This window comes from Granulicella sp. L46 (genome assembly GCF_009765785.1).
Taxonomy (GTDB): domain Bacteria; phylum Acidobacteriota; class Terriglobia; order Terriglobales; family Acidobacteriaceae; genus Granulicella.
The window spans coordinates 230988-246583 of the sequence record NZ_LMUT01000009.1 but is presented as its reverse complement, the minus strand read 5'-3'; the positions used below and the strand labels follow the sequence as shown (position 1 = coordinate 246583).

Annotated in this window: 15 protein-coding genes and 1 pseudogene; 8 read left to right on the top strand and 8 right to left on the bottom strand. The window is 59.0% G+C overall.

The features are described 5' to 3' along the window. The coding region (locus tag GSQ80_RS07820) for a hypothetical protein (RefSeq protein WP_158787081.1) at positions 1 to 574 on the bottom strand (574 nt) is incomplete at its 3' end. Positions 575 to 689: 115 nt separating this feature from the next. Further along, positions 690 to 1154 carry a DUF4126 family protein gene (locus GSQ80_RS07815; RefSeq protein ID WP_158787080.1) on the bottom strand — a complete coding sequence of 155 codons (465 nt, stop codon included), beginning with the start codon at positions 1152 to 1154 and terminating at the stop codon, positions 690 to 692. Here GSQ80_RS07815 and GSQ80_RS07810 point away from each other — a divergent pair. Together GSQ80_RS07810 and GSQ80_RS07805 are read left to right on the top strand one after the other, a co-directional pair. After that, on the top strand, positions 1141 to 3426 hold the full coding sequence (locus GSQ80_RS07810) for a hypothetical protein (RefSeq protein ID WP_254059510.1): 2286 nt from the start codon (positions 1141 to 1143) through the stop codon (positions 3424 to 3426). The genes GSQ80_RS07815 and GSQ80_RS07810 overlap by 14 nt on opposite strands. Before the next feature lie 107 nt (positions 3427 to 3533). After that, positions 3534 to 5456, top strand: a complete 1923-nt coding sequence (locus tag GSQ80_RS07805; RefSeq protein WP_158787079.1) for a hypothetical protein — start codon at positions 3534 to 3536, stop codon at positions 5454 to 5456. 269 nt (positions 5457 to 5725) lie between these two features. Here GSQ80_RS07805 and GSQ80_RS07800 read toward each other — a convergent pair whose 3' ends face one another. Together GSQ80_RS07800 and GSQ80_RS07795 are read right to left on the bottom strand one after the other, a co-directional pair. After that, entirely contained in the window at positions 5726 to 6289 is a 564-nt protein-coding gene (locus GSQ80_RS07800; RefSeq protein ID WP_158787078.1) for a 5'-3'-deoxyribonucleotidase, read from the bottom strand. A 61-nt stretch (positions 6290 to 6350) separates the two neighbouring features. Beyond that, positions 6351 to 7136 (bottom strand): zinc ribbon domain-containing protein, encoded by a 786-nt coding sequence (locus GSQ80_RS07795; protein WP_158787077.1) that lies wholly within the window; start codon positions 7134 to 7136, stop codon positions 6351 to 6353. A gap of 419 nt (positions 7137 to 7555) precedes the next feature. Between GSQ80_RS07795 and GSQ80_RS07790 the strand changes: the two genes are divergently transcribed. The 3 genes from GSQ80_RS07790 (at position 7556) to GSQ80_RS07780 (ending at position 10104) form a co-directional block, all read left to right on the top strand. Further along, positions 7556 to 8062 carry a PEP-CTERM sorting domain-containing protein gene (locus GSQ80_RS07790; protein ID WP_158787076.1) on the top strand — a complete coding sequence of 169 codons (507 nt, stop codon included), beginning with the start codon at positions 7556 to 7558 and terminating at the stop codon, positions 8060 to 8062. 168 nt (positions 8063 to 8230) lie between these two features. Next, positions 8231 to 9886, top strand: coding sequence for a DHA2 family efflux MFS transporter permease subunit (locus GSQ80_RS07785; protein WP_158787075.1), 1656 nt, complete (start codon positions 8231 to 8233; stop codon positions 9884 to 9886). A gap of 62 nt (positions 9887 to 9948) precedes the next feature. Further along, the gene (locus tag GSQ80_RS07780) at positions 9949 to 10104 is read left to right on the top strand and encodes a DUF3309 domain-containing protein (protein WP_158787074.1); all 156 of its coding nucleotides are present in this window, start codon (positions 9949 to 9951) and stop codon (positions 10102 to 10104) included. A gap of 28 nt (positions 10105 to 10132) precedes the next feature. Here GSQ80_RS07780 and GSQ80_RS07775 read toward each other — a convergent pair whose 3' ends face one another. Beyond that, positions 10133 to 10933: a DUF72 domain-containing protein gene (locus GSQ80_RS07775; protein ID WP_158787073.1), complete on the bottom strand. Its 801-nt coding sequence runs from the start codon at positions 10931 to 10933 to the stop codon at positions 10133 to 10135. Between the two features lie 98 nt (positions 10934 to 11031). Between GSQ80_RS07775 and GSQ80_RS07770 the strand changes: the two genes are divergently transcribed. Both GSQ80_RS07770 and GSQ80_RS07765 read left to right on the top strand, forming a co-directional pair. After that, positions 11032 to 11589 carry a type 1 glutamine amidotransferase domain-containing protein gene (locus tag GSQ80_RS07770; RefSeq protein WP_158787072.1) on the top strand — a complete coding sequence of 186 codons (558 nt, stop codon included), beginning with the start codon at positions 11032 to 11034 and terminating at the stop codon, positions 11587 to 11589. Between the two features lie 313 nt (positions 11590 to 11902). Continuing rightward, a complete protein-coding gene (locus tag GSQ80_RS07765; RefSeq protein ID WP_158787071.1) occupies positions 11903 to 12781 on the top strand; it encodes a hypothetical protein in 879 nt (292 codons plus the stop codon). On the opposite strand, the gene GSQ80_RS07760 is transcribed toward GSQ80_RS07765, so the two are convergent. Both GSQ80_RS07760 and GSQ80_RS07755 read right to left on the bottom strand, forming a co-directional pair. Further along, positions 12735 to 13127, bottom strand: coding sequence for a hypothetical protein (locus GSQ80_RS07760; RefSeq protein WP_158787070.1), 393 nt, complete (start codon positions 13125 to 13127; stop codon positions 12735 to 12737). The two genes, GSQ80_RS07765 and GSQ80_RS07760, sit on opposite strands and share 47 nt — an antisense overlap. Positions 13128 to 13162: 35 nt before the next feature. Further along, complete coding sequence (locus tag GSQ80_RS07755; RefSeq protein WP_158787069.1) at positions 13163 to 14218, bottom strand: aldo/keto reductase; 1056 nt, start codon at positions 14216 to 14218, stop codon at positions 13163 to 13165. A 278-nt stretch (positions 14219 to 14496) separates the two neighbouring features. Between GSQ80_RS07755 and GSQ80_RS07750 the strand changes: the two genes are divergently transcribed. Beyond that, complete coding sequence (locus GSQ80_RS07750; RefSeq protein ID WP_158787068.1) at positions 14497 to 15234, top strand: hypothetical protein; 738 nt, start codon at positions 14497 to 14499, stop codon at positions 15232 to 15234. Between the two features lie 78 nt (positions 15235 to 15312). Here GSQ80_RS07750 and GSQ80_RS07745 read toward each other — a convergent pair. After that, positions 15313 to 15596: pseudogene (locus tag GSQ80_RS07745) on the bottom strand (hypothetical protein); the annotation flags it as partial.

The following is a 15596-nucleotide window of genomic DNA, read 5'->3' as shown; positions in this document are numbered from 1 at the left end:
CGCGGCGGAGGACGACCTCGCCGGAGGTGGGGGTGGGGGTCCATTGGAGGATGATGCCGAGGCGGGAGCCTTCTGCGTGGAAGTTTTCTACCGGGGCCGGAGCTTGGCCGGAAGCCGTAAATGCCTGATTCGAGGGGCCTGCGGAGCGGTTGGCGGGGCTGAAAAATTCTACGCGGTAGGCCAAGAGTTGGGGTGGGCCTTCGGTGAGGGGGGGTGGAAGGGTGTCGGTCCAGGTTACTAAGTTGTGGGGATCATTGGAGTTAACGAGGGGAACTGAGGTTCGCGGGGCAACTGGGAGGCAGGGTTGGTGCGGGAGCTGGCGGCAGAGTTGTCCGGAGAGGGTGGGACCTCGTAAAGGTAACTTATCAGTGGAGTTAGAGGGGGCTGTGAAGCGGAGTTCGACGGTATTGCCGATGCGGGTGGCGGTGAGGTTGCGGACCGGTTGGGGGAGATTGAGGGAGGGCGCGTGCGGGGGAGCGGGGCTGGCGCAACCGGTGAGGATAAGTGTCGCGGTGAGAGCTAGATAGCCCAGGAAGGCGGGGGTGATCTGGCTGCTGCGGCGATACTGTTCCATGGAGATGAGCCTAGCATTTTTGTGCAGACTTAGCCCGGTTTCGGGTTACGCAGCGGCGTGTTTAGCCTGGTTTCGGGTCGCACGTTTGGATTGAGGCCGGGAGGGCTGCGTCGCGTTAGGGGATGAGAGCGATGGCGGAGATGGCGATACCGATGGCGCAAGCGTCCTCGATGAGTGCTGCGGGCAGGTCGCGTCCAAAGAGCTTGGCGCCGAAGCCTCTTGCTTGTGCTCCGCCGAGGGTGCCAGCTACGGCTCCGATGGCTCCGGCGAGTGCGCCGATGAGCACATGACCGGATGAGAGTCCTAGCGCGATGCCGCAGAGCGTGCCCGTGACGACTCTGGTGATGAATTGCGGAGGGATGAGGCGGCTTGGGGTCTTGGGGAGTTTGTCGTTGATTATTTCGCCGATGGCCATGAGGCTGAGGATGTAGGGAGTGAAGGCGAAGCCGAGGAAGGCGAGCCAGGTGTGGTCGAGGTGAATGTAGCCGAGATGCGCTGCCCAACTGACAACGGCGAGACCTGTGAATGCACGGAGCCCAGAGGCGGCGCCCAGCAGAAATGGATTGATGAACGTGAACACGGCGGACTCCGTTTCGTTGAGCGCGGGGTTGGGATACGCACAGGTGCTTATCGATAACCGCGGTCTGCGGATACGATACGCTCCGCATCGTTATGAACGAAGAGAAAAGAGTTTGAAGGTTGGGCTCGATTGGGTCATGAGCGGACGTGTGCGGGGTGGTCGTGCAGGGATATGCTGGTTGGCTATGGCGATGGTTCGTGGATTGGCGGTGCTGGTGTTGGGGGTGTGTGCTGCTGCTGCTGCGGGGCAGGCGACGACGGGGAGTGGTGCATTCGAAACGCACGCATCGCAGGGGTTTCCGGTGGTGTCGGTGGTGGATGCGGCGACGATTGCTGGTCGGGAGGTGCAGCTGGATAAGGGTGGGAAGCTTTTGCCTTGGCCGATGGCGGAGGATACGGGGTTTTCGTATTCGGATTATTTTCTTTCGCAGTGGACGATTGATTGGGACCAGTATCAGCGGCAGCGGCTGCAGTATTTGTATTGCTGCTTCGATTTCGATCGGACGACGTATGAGATGACTCCGGATAAGAACTGGGCGAACTCTACGGGGTATCTGCGGGCGATGTCGGAGGGGTTTGTGGAGCGGCTTTATCCGTACACGGGCGATGCTCGGACGGTGGAATATCTTGAGAATTTTTTTGATTACGAGATGGCGCATGGGCTGACGCCTTCGGATTATGCGTATGCATCGGTGCCGTACGCTTCGGGGAATCCGGGGAGCGTGAAGTATACGGGGTGGAGCTCGCATGGGGAGGATTTTATTGAGCCGCATGTGGTGGGCGAGGACGGGTATGCGTATCTGCGGCTGTATGAGATGACGGGGAAGACGAAGTATCTGCGCGAGGCGATTTTGTGCGCGGAGGCTTTGGTGAAGAATTTCAAGAAGGGCGATGCGGCGAATTCGCCCTGGCCTTATCGGTGCCATGGGAAGGATGGGAATTTGAAGGATGGGAAGGGGATGTTTCCTTTCTCGGCGAACATGGTGGAACCGATTATGTTGTTCGACGAACTCATTCGGCTGAAGCAGGGAGATGTTGCAGCGTATGCGCGGGTGAGGGCTGGGGCCTGGGATTGGCTGATGAAGTATCCGATGCAGAACAATGTTTGGGTGGGGTACTTCGAGGATGTGCCGGGGAGTATGGAGGACATGAACAATGTGATTCCGCTGGAGCTGGCGCGGTATTTGTTGCTGCATCCGGAGAAGGATCCGTTGTGGCGGGAGCATGCGCGGGCGTTGATGGAGTGGGTGAAGACTACTCCGCGGTGGCCGAAGTATCTGGTGCATGGAGCGCTGGTGACGACGGAGCAGGGGAGTGGGGGGAAGGATTTTTGTTGCAATCTGCCGGGTGAGTGTTGCGATAGTCATAGTGCGCGGCTGGCTTCGGTGGAGGCGTTTTATTTTGCGGCGACGGGGGACGTTGCTTATAAGGAGTCGGCTTATCGGACGTACAACTGGGTGACGTATTGGCAGGGATTGCCGGGGAAGGCGCATGCGCCGTTCAGCAATCAGTGGTGGTTTACGGATGAGTTTGCGGATGGGCCGCGACGAATGATGGATGCGTTTTGGGCGGTGCCGGAGTGGGCCCCGCGGGATGAATCGCATCTGTTGGGGTCGTCGTCGGTGGTGACGAAGATGAGGTATGGGGCGGGGAGTGTGACTTGGTCTACGTTCGATGCGGAGTCGTCGGATGTGTTGCGGCTGAACTTTTTGCCGGAGACGGTGAGTGTGGGTGGGCGGGTTGTGGCGCGGGTTCGGAATGTGGGGGAGTTGAAGGGCGATGGGTATTGGTTTGATGAGGCTACGCGGGTGATGCGGGTGGTGCATGCGAGTTCGCGGGATGTGGATGTCGAGGGGGAAGGCCCGGCGGTGCCGCGAGTGATTACGTTTGATGATCCGCATTTGGCCGCGGGGACTACGTTGGTGGGGCAGTATCCGAGTGGGGTGGTGGATTGGGGTGAGGGGGCGTGGGCGATTGCGGCGCCGGGTGGAAAGTTTGGGACGTTTAATTTGAAGCTGGTGAAAGCTGAGGGTGGGGAGTTTTCGTTTTATGCGCCGCGGGTGTTTGCGGGGATCGATGTGTATAACGGCGGGGAAAAAGATGCGTCGGTTACGTGGGCGTCGGATGGGATGAGTGTTGTGACAGTGGTGGTGAAGCCGGAGGAGTTGCGGAGGGTGAGGACGGGGTGGGTGGTGGCGACATCGAAGGTGAAGGTTACGGTCGTGGGTGGGGAGTCGCTGCGGTTCGATAATTTGGCTTGGGGCTTGCCTTGATTTGTGGCTGCGTAAACGGACAATGTTTGGGTCGCAAAGATAAATCGATTTAATTGGGGGTTAATCGGTATAATTCCGCTTCGACTTGCAGTCGAGTGGAGATGCGCGTGAATGTTCGCGGAGTGGTAGCGGCTGGGCTGGTGTTGATGGCGTTGTGGATGGCGCCGCAGGTGCGGGCGCAGGGTGCGAATCAGGCCGGGACACGGTTGGGGGTGCAGGCGCCGTTCAAGACGGCTGTGTATATTCCGGTGAGCGTGGTGCTGAAGATGCGGGACCGGGCGTGGCTGGAGAGTAGCTGGGCGCAGCTGTCTGGCCAGGTGCATGTCGATAAGGTTTATATCGAGACGTACCGGAGCCGGGTGGTGGCGGATGGACCGCTGATTGAAGAGGTGAAGAAGTTTTTTGCGTCGAAGGGCGTGGAGGTGGCAGGTGGGATCTGCTACTCGGATAGTGATCATGGACAGTTTGTTTCGTTCACGTACTCTAAGCCCGCGGACAGGGCTTATGTGAAGAGTATTTCGGAGTTTGTGGCGCGGCACTTTGATGAAGTGATTCTGGATGACTTCTTCTTTGCGAATACGAAGGCGGTGTCGGATATTGCGGCGAAGGGGAATGAGGGCTGGACGGATTTTCGGTTGACGGAGATGGATGGCGTGTCGCGGGAGTTGGTGGTGGGTGCGATGCGCGCGGCGAATCCTAAGGTGAAGGTGATTATTAAGTTTCCGAACTGGTATGAGCATTTCGCTGCGGATGGATATGACTTGCAGGAGCAGCCGAAGATCTTTGATGGGATCTATGCGGGAACGGAGACGCGCGATCCGGAGGAGACGGATCAACTTCTGCAGCAGTATGAGGGGTACGAGATTTTGCAGTACTTCGAGCATGTGGATCCGGGCAAGATGGGCGGGGGATGGGTCGACACGTATGACATTCGATATGTGGATCGCTACTCGGAACAGTTGTGGCTGACGGTGTTTGGGAAGGCGAAGGAGATGACGCTTTTCAACTACATCGACTTGCTTGGCGAGGCGAAGCCGGGAGAGCGGGCTTGGGGTAAAGAGGCGAGCGATGTTTCGTGGAAACGGATTGAGGAGCGCGCGAAGGGTGGGGGATTAAGCGCGCCGACGTATGCTTCGGTGGCGGGCGACGCGCTGGACCGCGTGAAGCCGTTTGTCGGCAAGCTGGGGAAGCCGATGGGGATTGCTAGCTATCGGCCGTATCACGCGGTGGGTGAGGATTTTCTGCATAACTTTTTGGGGATGATTGGGATTCCGGTGGATTTGTCGCCGGTGTTTCCGAAGGATGCGCCGGTGGTGTTGCTGACTGAGGCGGCGAAGAGTGATCCGCGGATTGTGGAGGAGATGAAGGCGCAGTTGATGGCGGGGAGGACGGTGGTGATGACGTCGGGATTGCTGAGGGCGCTGGAGGGTAAGGGAATTGAGGACATTGTCGGGCTGCGGTATAACGCGGCGCCGGTGGCGGTGACGAAGTTTATTGGGGCGTATGGGCCGGGGGCTGGGACTCCATTGGGGGATGCGGAGAAACCGATACTGATTCCGCAGGTGCGGTTCTTTACGAATGATGCGTGGCCGGTGATTCGCGGGATTGCGGATGGCAATGGTTTCCCGATGGTGCTGATGGATGACTATGGCAAGGGCAAGTTGTATGTGCTGACGGTTCCCGATAACTTTGCGGATTTGTATGCGCTGCCGGAGGGCGAGCTGGATGCGCTGCGGAGTTATGTGATGGGGGATTTTCCGGTGAGGATTGATGCTCCGGCGAAGGTTAGCTTGTTTGCGTATGACAACGGGACGATGGTGGTGGAGTCGTTCCGGGATGAGCCGGTGGAGGTGACGGTGCGGGTGAAGGGTCGCGTTGCGCGGTTGGAGAATTTGCAGACGGGGGCGGTGGTGGAGGGGACGGTGTCGGGGGGCGGGAAGCAGCCGCAGGCGCCGATGGCGAGGGAGGAGATGGCGTTTAAGGTGACGCTGCCGGCGCATAGTTTTGTGGCGCTGAAGGAGATGGAGTAGGGGTAGCTTCTAGCTTTTAGCTGAAGCAAGAACGGGCGCTTGCTGCGCAAGCGAGAAGCAGGTTCCTCGCTGCGCTCGGAATGACAGCCAGAAAGGCAAGAGCAAGAGCAAAAGCAAGAGCAAAGGCAAAGGCGAAAGCAAGAGCAAAGGCAAAGGCGAAAGCAAGAGCAAAGGCGAAAGCGAAAACAAAGGCAAATACAGGGATCCTTCGCTCCGCTCCAGGATGACGAGATTTTGGGTGGAATGAGTGGTGGAGTGGCGGCCCGGGGCTAGGAGAGGAACATTTTTTCGACGGCTAGCCAGTTGTCTACGCGGCGGTAGCCGTTGATGTGGATGTTGGCGGGGGAGGTGTAGAGGATGCCTTCGCCACGGAAGAGGGCTAGTTGGCGGGGGTTGTCGTCGATGAGGTAGTCGGCGCGGAGGATGGATTTGTCGCCGCAGAAGACGATGTGGGAGGTGGGGATGAAGGGGAAGTGTTCGGCTAGCCAGTCGTATTTGGCTACGAAGCTGGTGGGGACTTCCATGGCGGCGGAGGCGATGAAGACTTCGTAGCGGGACTGGAGGCGTTCGAGGACGCGCTGGGAGTTGGGCATGACCTGGAGGACGCGGAAGAAGTCGTCTTCGCGGAGGTAGTTGTCGATGACGGGGTGGCGTTGGGCAGGGGCGACTTGCCAGAGGCGGCGGCCGCGGAGGTCGTCGAGGGTGATGGCGGCGGCGTGGTCGTTGGCGAAGTCGCGGTTGTAGCGGGTGAGGTGTTCTCCAAGGGCGTCGGCGATGACTTCGTCCATGTCGACGGCGATGACTTTACGTTCGGGGGATTGCGGGGAAGGCATGTTGCGGTGAGGCTCCGGGTTCAGACAGTAGAGGGTAGAGTGTAGAGCGTAGAGAAGACAACTACGAATTTGTGGTGGCGGCGGCTAGTTTTTCGCCGGGGGCCCAGCGGATGGGGGCGTCCTGCCGGGGGTCGTAGAAGAGCAGGCGGCCGCAGGTTTCGCAGGTGAAGATTGTGTTGGCGTATTCGCTGTTGGGGTCGCGGTCGGTGAGGTCGTTCCAGCGCTGGGGGCGGACCATCATCTGGCAGGCGGCGCACTTGTGGTCGATGGCCTGGGAGACGCCGGTGCCCTTGGCTTTGGAGATGCGGTCGTAGACGGAGAGGCGGGCCTCGTCGATCTGGGCGCGGAGAGCGGCGCGTTCGGTTTCGATGCCGGCGATGGTTGCCGTATTGCGGGTGGCGATGTCGGCTGCGCGGACGCGGGCGGCGGCGAGGGTCGCGGTGGTGACTTCGAGAGTGAGGGTGGCTTTGCCGCGTGCGAGGTCGAAGGCGTCGGTGCGTTCGAGGGAGGCTAGCTCTTCGTCTTCGAGAGTGGCGATGGCTTGTTCGGAGAAGGAGATTTCGTGCTCGAGAGCGGCGATCTGGGCGGCGGAGGTGGCGGTCTCCATCTGCTTGCGAAGGCGGGAGATTTTGCCTTGACGATCTTTGACGTCGAGTTCTTGAGATCGGCGCAAAGTCTCTTCTTTGCTCAAAGACTTGTTGGCTTCGGCGAGGGCGACTTCGGCGCGTGCGCGAGCGGTCTGGGCGGCGGTGACCTGGATGGGAGCGTCGGCTAGCTCGGCGCGGAGGCGGCGGAGCTCGAGGTCCTGGGCCTGGAGGATGATGAGGTGTTCGAGGTCGGCATTCATAGGGCAGGGGATGGGGGATAGGGGATAGAGGATAGAGAGAGGCGGCGGGATTGCGTGATGATGTTCATTGCTCGCCCTCCTTTCGCGTGAATGGCTGATGAAAGGCTAACACTTTGTCCTCCGCGGACGGCGAGAGTCGGCTTCTAGCTTGGAGTGGTGTGGGATCTGGGGCGGTTTCCTTTTCGGCCGGAGTTTTTGCGGAGGGTGGTGGGTAAAGTAGGAAATATTTACCACTTTGAGGGGCGATGGGATTTCTGTTTGATACCCGATGTCTTTTGAAAGGGCTGAGCTTAGCTGGTTCCGCGACTAGATAGGTACACCGCAGGGAAGTTGGCCATGGAATTGCAGTTAGGTTTATGGAACCGTCTTGCGAAGGCACAACTCTGAAGGAGACCTTGCGAGGTCTGAAAGGAATCTTGATGCGATTACGTTCGTTATTAATTGCTGGGGTGTTGGTGTCGGCCAGCCTCGCAGCTCGCGCAGATAATTACAGTACCTTCGATCTGAATTCGTCGTACATACTCGGCGGGACGATTGATGGAACGCTGACGCTGGACACAACCACGAATATGTTTACTGGTGCGGATCTCACGGTCGCCGGCTTTCTGCCCTACCAGGACGGCACGCTCGATCAGGTTGGCCTGCAGTCACCCACCTTTTTCGGGTATGGCGTGAATGTCTACTCCAATGGCTTGCCGCTCGGAGACGTGAACCTGTTTCTTGCGACGAGTAATCTGGTGGGATATGACGGTTCGCCGATCGTGTTTCCTACGAATGTGACGTTTCTAACGTTTCCGAATCTTTACTTCGCTGGTTCGGGATCACTTGAGCCGGCATCCGTGACGCCGGAGCCGAACAGCTTGCTGCTGCTGGCGACGGGGCTGATAGGGCTTGCCGGGTTTGCCTGGCGGAAGGCTGTTGCATAGACGTTATTGAGTAATTTCTGAGAGCCCCGGCTTCGGCTGGGGCTCTTTGTTGTGTGGGGTTTGACGGAATACAACGCGGTGCAGGTCACGTGATCGGGGTGACGCGGGCCGCAAATTGGACGGATTTGTGAATCCCTGGGGGTTGGTGGGGCGTCTGAATACAACCCAATGGCAGCTGCAGCAACAATGGAGATGACGACGACGGTAGCCGCCCCGGCACCTTGGCGTCCGCGAGTAAACCCCTGGATTGTGGCGTTGACGGTGACGCTGGCAACGTTCATGGAGGTGCTCGACAGCTCGATTGCGAATGTGGCGTTGCCGCATATTGCAGGCGGGTTGGGTGCGACACAGGATGAGGCTACGTGGGTGTTGACCGCCTATCTGGTCGCCAACGCGGTCATCCTTCCCGCTGGTGCCTACATGACGACGTTCATTGGGCGGAAGAAGTTTTACATGATCTGCGTGGCGCTGTTTGGGATTTCGAGTGCGCTGTGCGGGCTCGCTCCTACGCTGCCGCTGCTGGTGTTCTGCCGGATTCTGCAGGGGATTGGCGGAGGCGGGCTGGCTCCTAGTGAGCAGGCGATTTTGGCGGATACGTTTGAGCCTTCGAAACGAGGGCAGGCGTTTGCGCTGTATGGGCTGGCCGTGGTGTGCGCTCCGGCGATTGGTCCTACGCTGGGCGGATATATTACCGACAACTTTAATTGGCGATGGATCTTCTTTCTGAACGTGCCGATTTGTATCTTGAGTTTGTTTTTGACGTCGAGGATTGTTGAGGATCCTCCGTATGTGAAGGAGCAGGTGAAGAAGACGCAGAGTGGCGGGCTGCGGCTGGATTTGATTGGCTTTGCGCTGCTGGGTCTGACGTTTGGAAGCCTGGAGTTTGTGCTGGATAAGGGCCAGGAGGATGACTGGTTCGGATCGAAGATCATCACGTTCTTTGTGTGCATGATGGTGGTCGCGTTTGTGACGATGATCTGGTGGGAGCTGAAGGAGCTGCGCGAGGGTCGGCGACCGATTTTAAATCTCACGCTGTTTGGGCGAAGAGTGTTTTCGATCAGCTTCGGACTGATGTTTGTGCTGGGCTTCTGCTTGTATGCGACGACGCTGTTGATTCCGCAGTTTGTGCAGACGCTGATGGGATACACGGCGGAGCTGGCGGGGCTGGTGCTAAGCCCTGCGGGGTTCATGATGATGTGCATGATGCCGGTGGTGGGCGTGCTGTCGGGCAGGGTGGATCCGCGCAAGTTGATTGGGTATGGGTTCGTGATGCTCACGCTGAGTTTGGTGTGGATGGGGAATTTGAGTCTGCAGCTTAGCTATGGGCAGCTGGTGTTTATGCGGTGCTTCCAGGCGTCGGGGCTCGCGTTCCTGTTTATTCCGATTAATATGATTGCGTATATCGGGGTGAAGCAGAGCGAGAACAATGATGTGTCGGGCTTGACGAATTTGGCGAGGAACATTGGCGCGAGCTGCGGGACCGCGTTTGTGGCGACGATGCTGACGCGGCGCACGGCGGCGCATGAAAACTTTGCGATCAGGAATTTGGTACCGGGGTCGCCGGCGTTCGATCGCGTCGTGAAGGAACGGGCGGCTGCGTATAAGCCCGGCAATGGAGCGGGCGTTCACAACGGGCCGTTCGGTGGAGCGAGCTGGGGAGCGATTCACCACGCGCAGGCGTCGATCTATAACCAGCTGCATGCGCAGGCGGCGACGCTCGCGTATGTCGACATCATTCGTTATCTGACGATCTTCTGCGCTTGCATGTTGCCGCTGCTGTTCTTCATTCCGAAGGCGCCGAAGAATATGAGCGTGGGGCATTAAGACAGAGTGTAGAGCGTAGAGGGTAGAGTGTAGAGAAAGCGCGGTGTGCTAGACTTCCGCGCATGCTTATTATCCTGATTATTCTTCTTATTATTATTGGTGGCGGCGGGTATTACATGGGCCCGGGCGTTGGATATTACGGTGGCGGGACCGTCAGCCTGATCATTCTGCTGGTGATTCTTTACTTGCTGTTTGGTCGAGGTCGCGGGCGGCTTTAGGCGAAAACTGGATGGAGAGAAGGCTGCTTTAGATGTTGAGCAGGCGGCTTAGGTGAAGTGCGTTTGCGGTGGCGTGGCCAAGGGCGGTGTTGTCGAAGATAACCCAGAGGGTGGTGGCGGGTGGGCCGGCGCGGAGGGTGTGGGCCAGGTGGGTGAGGTCGGAGTCGGTGTAGGGGGAGTAGTAGGTGCGTGGGGCTCCGTGCAGACGGTAATAGAGGAGATGCTGGGCGCCGCCGGGAGTTGCGGCCGCGGGGCTGCCTTTGGGTGGGTCCGCTGCTACTCGTGCGATGGCGAAGCTGCGCAGGAGACGGTCGGCGGCGGGGGTGAACCAGGAGGCGTGGCGGGGCTCGAGGGCGGCTAGGTTTTCGGTGGAGTTGTGCGTGGGATGGAGCTCGCGGAAGGTGGTTAGGAAGTCGTGGGCGAGGGGTTCGTCGAAGGCTAGCGACGGTGGGAGCTGGATGAGGAGCGGGCCTAGTTTGGGGCCGAGGCCGGTGGCTTGCTCGAGAAAGGTTTGAAGGAGTGCGCCGGTGTTGTTGAGCTTGGCTTCGTGGGTGATGGTGCGGGGGAGCTTGACGGAGAAGCGGAAGTTGGCGGGCGTCGTGGCGGCCCAGCGTTCCCAGGTTTTGCGCATGTGGGGGCGGTGGAAGCTGGAGTTGATTTCTACGCAATGGAGGCGATGGGCGTAGCGCTGGAGGTGGGTGAGACTGGGGTCGCCGGGAGGGGGAAAGGCGGAGGCGTGGTCCTTGGGGAGGGTCCAGCCGGCGGTGCCGATGTGGATGTTGCTGAGCGGCGGCGAGTTGGGTGGGGTGGATTTCGGAGTCGATTTCATAGCGGGCGCGAGTGGGCGTCTGGAGAGTAAGACGCATCTTACTGGGGGTGCCGCTACTTGCGGTGAAATGGCTTGGATGTCGGGCCAGAGGAGTTGAGATGGAAACGAATTTACAGGGTAAGCGGGTCGCGATTCTGGCGACGAATGGATTTGAGCAGAGTGAGTTGCTGGAGCCTAAGAAGAATCTTGAAGACGCTGGTGCGAAGGTGACCGTGCTGTCGCTGAAGATGGGCGAAATCAAGGGGTGGGATCACACGGACTGGGGCAAGAGCGTGCAGGTGGATGGGCTGGTGAAGGATGCGAAGCCGGATCAATTTGATGCGCTGGTATTGCCGGGCGGGCAGATGAATCCTGATGTGCTGCGCACGGACTCGAGCGCGGTGACGTTTGTGCGGACGTTTGTGGAGACGGGCAAACCGGTTGCCGCAATTTGCCATGCGCCGTGGCTGCTGATTGAAGCGGATGTGGTGTTGGGCAAAACGGTGACGTCTTGGCCTTCGGTGCGAACAGATCTGAAGAATGCCGGAGCGCATTGGGTGGATGAGCCGGTGATCGTGGATGGCAACCTGATTACGAGCCGGAAGCCGGATGATATTCCTGCGTTCTCGCAGGCTATTGCGGAGGCGCTCACGGCGCAGAAGCTCGTGGCGGCGTAGAAGAAGTTTGTCGTCGGCGATGAAGATCGCCGACGTTATAGGAGAAGGGCAGGGCTTCGGCTCTGCCCTCTTTTTGTGTGGAGTGGGTGTAAGTTTTTCTTGACAAAGGAATTATGCGGGAGCAGACTTCTTCCGTAGTTACGAGACGCATCTGTAGAGACGTTCTCCCGCAGCCGTTTTACCGGCCCCCTGAAAAAACTTGAAGCCCCCGTCGCCGCTGAGCTGTCGTGTGCGCGGTGGGATCGACCGTGGTGGCCGCTGCGCGGCTGCTTCTGCAGGTTACGCGAGGTATCAGCCGAAGGAGGCTGTGAGCATGAAGAGATCATGGATGGCGAAGGTGGTTTTCGTGCCGGTGGTTCTGTGTACCATTGGCGTCGCGGTGAAGGTTGTGCGGGCTCAGGATGCTGGTCCGATGGGACCGCAGAAGGTGCTGTATACGCAGCGCGAGTTTGTGAAGCCGGGAAAGGGTATGGCGCATGGAAAGAGTGAGGCGGCGGTAGCATCGGCGATGGCAGCGGCGAAGAGCCCGTTGTATGCGCTGGCACTGGCATCGATTACGGGGGAGCCGCGGGTGGTGTTTCTGTCTGGCTATGACAGTATGGCGGACGTGGAGACCACGTACATGTCGGCGATGAAGCTGCCGGGGCTGGAGTCGAAGCTGGATGCGATGAACGAGACGGATGGCGCGTTGGTAGAGAGTGAAAACTCGGCGCTCTGGCGGTTGCGCGAAGACCTCAGCAGCAAGAACCCGGTGAACATCGCGACCATGAGAATGGCGCAGCTGGTGCAGGTTGAGACGAAGCCTGGCTATGGCATTGAGTTTGAGAAGGTGGCGAAACGAGTGATCGGAGCGTGGGCAAAGACTGATCCGAGCTATAGTGTGGCGATCTACGAGATGGCGTACGGACATGCCGCGGGGCCTGTCTTCCTGGTGATTTTGCCGATGAAGTCGATGGCGTTTCTGGATAAGGTGAATGACGAGCACGATGCGTTCGTGAAGGCTTTGGGCGAGGAAGATCTGAAGGGTGATCGGGAGATTGCGAGGACCGCGTATCTTTCGAGCCAATCGAATTTGTTCGTGTTCAGTCCGCGGATGAGCTATGTGCCGGAGAGCTGGGTGAAGGCGGATCCGACGTTCTGGAATCCTAAACCGAAGGCGATGCCGATGAAGAAGGCGGCGGACGGACAATAAGAGCTGGGTGAAACAAGCGAAGAACGGGCGCGCTTCGCGCGAGAAGCGGGTTCCTCGCTGCGCTCGGAATGACAATTTCTTTTAGAAATTGTCGAAGAAAGGCAAAGGCAAAGGCAAAGGCCAGTGCCAATGCAGGGATCTCTCCACTGCGCATCACAAAGACAAGAACGTGATGCTGCGGTCGAGATGACAGGGTACGGGGATACGGGTGAAGCAGATTCCCAGAGGGAATGACAGAAAGAAAGGCAAAGGCAAAAGTAAAGGCAGAAGCAGAAGCAGAAGCAGAAGCAGAAGCAGAAGCAGAAGCAAAAGCAAAAGCAACGGTAACGGTAACGGGCGACGCCACACGCGTCGCCCGTTTTGTTTGTGGAGGCGTTGGGGTTAGTTGCCGTGGGCTTGTTTGGTGGGGAAGGGGTTGCGCTCTTCGAACTGGACCTGGTGCCAGTACGGGTAGGCGAGTGGGAGTGCGCTGGCTGCGTCTAGCTTGGCCACTTGCTCGGGGGTAAGGTTCCAACCGGTGGAGGCCAGGTTGGCGCGGAGTTGTTTTTCGTCGCGGGCGCCGATGACGAGCGTGCTGATAGTGGGGCGCTGGAGGAGCCAGTTGAGGGCTAGCTGCGGGACGGTCTTGCCGGTTTCGGTGGCCAGGGCGTCGAGGGCGTCGACTACTTTGTAGACGTAGTCCCAGTCGGGGATGGGGCCGGCGTCGACGACCATTTTGCTTTGCAGACGGGAGTTTTCGGGGAGAGGTGTGCCGCGGCGGATTTTGCCGGTGAGGCGGCCCCAGCCTAACGGGCTCCAGACTAGAGCGCCGACGCCCTGGTCGAGGGCGAGGGGCATGAGCTCCCACTCGTAGTCGCGACCGACGAGAGAGTAGTAGACCTGGTGGCCGACGTAGCGGGCCCAGCCGTAGCGCTCGGAGACGGAGAGGGATTTCATGAGGTGCCAGCCGGAGAAGTTGGAGCAGGCAATGTAACGAATCTTGCCTTGCGTGATGAGCTTATCGAGCGTGCTGAGGGTTTCTTCGACGGGTGTGGTCGCGTCGAAGGCGTGGAGGTGGTAGACGTCGATGTAGTCGGTGTTGAGGCGTTTGAGGGAGTTTTCGACGGCTTGGATCAGATGGTAGCGGGAGCTGCCAACGTCGTTGGGGCCGAGGTTGCGGCCGCGGAAGGTGCCCTTGGTAGAGATGAGAACGTCTTCGCGCTTGAGGTGGGCGATGGCTTTGCCGAGGACGGATTCGCTGTGGCCGTCGGAGTAGATGTCGGCGGTGTCGAAGAAGTTGCAGCCAGCTTCCATGCAGATGTCGATGAGGTGTGCGGCTTCAGCGTCCTGGGTGCTGCCCCAGGATTTGAAGAACTCGTTGGCGCCGCCGAAGGTGCCGGTGCCGAAGCAGAGCTCGGGGACTTTGAGGCCGGAGCGGCCGAGAGTGCGGTAGTTCATGGAAGACTCCAGTGGGTGGTGGGTAGTGGGTGGGAGTTGTCAGTTGTTAGTTCTCAGTTGTCAGGAAAGGCGAGCGTTGCGGCAACTGAGAACGGACAACTGAGAACTGAGAACGCTTCGTAGGTTGGATGCGTGGGGGTGGGGGTAGGGCGCAGGTTTGGTGGGGGCGATAAAAATGAGTGCTTTGCGAGAGTGGGTTCGGATAGACTGCGGGCATACCGAAAATTTAGTTGGCGGGCCGAGTTTCAAGGAATCTCCCATTCTCCCAGGAGTACATGATGGCCGATCTTGCTGTAGCGCCTTCGCGCGTGAGTATGCATAAACCTAGCCGCACGGCGGATCGTGTTTTCTTTTCCGCGATGCCGTTTGTGATGATGGCGATGGTGTTGTATGGATTTGCGCGGACGTATTTCTTGGTTGGCATGGTGGCGGCTCCGCTGCCGAACAAACTGATTCATGTGCACGGTGCGGTGTTTACGTCGTGGATGATTTTGCTGATTGTGCAGACGGCGCTGGTGGCGACCAAGAAGGTGAAGCTGCACATGACGCTGGGGCTATTCGGGTTTGGGCTGGCGGTGGCGATGGTGGTGCTGGGGACGACGGCAGCGGTAGACGCGCTGCGGCGAGGCCAGGGGCCGTTGGGGTTGGACGCGCAGACGTTCTTCGTGATTCCGATCTCGGGGATGCTGTTGTTTGGGACGCTGGTGTTCTTTGCGTATAAGTTGCGGCGGAATACGGAGGCGCACAAGCGGCTGATTTTACTGGCGACGATGTCGTTGATGGATGCCGCGGTGGGGCGATGGCAGCATCCGGCGATTCTGCAGCGAATTCCGCCGACGCAGGATTTGGTGATTCTTGCGCTGCTGCTGATGCTGGTGGGTTTCGATTTGTTCAACCTTCATCGGGTGAGCAAATACACCTGGCGGGGAGCGCTGTTTGTGATCGTGGTGCACTTGGTGCGTGTGCCACTGGGTCATACGACGGCGTGGCATGCGATGACGGCGCGGCTGTTGTGAGCAGGGTTGTCAGTTGTTCGTTCTCAGTTGTCAGGAAGGACGCGATGATTCCAACTGAGAACTGACAACTAACAACGTTCACTGGCTGGAAGTGGTGAGCTTGAGGCCCTGGTGGCGGGCTGCGGCGTCGAGGGCGGATTGAGTGCGGGGGAAGAGTTGGTGGGGGTTGGAGTTGGGGTAGAGGTGGATGAGGATTTCCGGGTGGGTTACTGCGTCGTCGATGCCGTTGGTGAAGGGGTACCCGAGGGATTGGAGGAGGTGGAGGGAGCCTTCGTTACCGGAAGGATTGCCGTCGTCGCCGATGATGGCGAAGACAGTGCGATGCGTGCGGAGGGAGGTTACGGTGACGAAGTCTCCAAGAC

Coding starts and splice junctions, on each gene's coding strand:
- GSQ80_RS07750 (WP_158787068.1), top strand. CDS start 14,497: ATGGCCGATCTTGCTGTAGCGCCTTCGCGCGTGAGTATGCATAAACCT.
- GSQ80_RS07790 (WP_158787076.1), top strand. CDS start 7,556: ATGCGATTACGTTCGTTATTAATTGCTGGGGTGTTGGTGTCGGCCAGC.
- GSQ80_RS07785 (WP_158787075.1), top strand. CDS start 8,231: ATGGCAGCTGCAGCAACAATGGAGATGACGACGACGGTAGCCGCCCCG.
- GSQ80_RS07795 (WP_158787077.1), bottom strand. CDS start 7,136: ATGAATGCCGACCTCGAACACCTCATCATCCTCCAGGCCCAGGACCTC.
- GSQ80_RS07770 (WP_158787072.1), top strand. CDS start 11,032: ATGGAAACGAATTTACAGGGTAAGCGGGTCGCGATTCTGGCGACGAAT.
- GSQ80_RS07775 (WP_158787073.1), bottom strand. CDS start 10,933: ATGAAATCGACTCCGAAATCCACCCCACCCAACTCGCCGCCGCTCAGC.
- GSQ80_RS07810 (WP_254059510.1), top strand. CDS start 1,141: ATGAACGTGAACACGGCGGACTCCGTTTCGTTGAGCGCGGGGTTGGGA.
- GSQ80_RS07765 (WP_158787071.1), top strand. CDS start 11,903: ATGAAGAGATCATGGATGGCGAAGGTGGTTTTCGTGCCGGTGGTTCTG.
- GSQ80_RS07755 (WP_158787069.1), bottom strand. CDS start 14,218: ATGAACTACCGCACTCTCGGCCGCTCCGGCCTCAAAGTCCCCGAGCTC.
- GSQ80_RS07780 (WP_158787074.1), top strand. CDS start 9,949: ATGCTTATTATCCTGATTATTCTTCTTATTATTATTGGTGGCGGCGGG.
- GSQ80_RS07800 (WP_158787078.1), bottom strand. CDS start 6,289: ATGCCTTCCCCGCAATCCCCCGAACGTAAAGTCATCGCCGTCGACATG.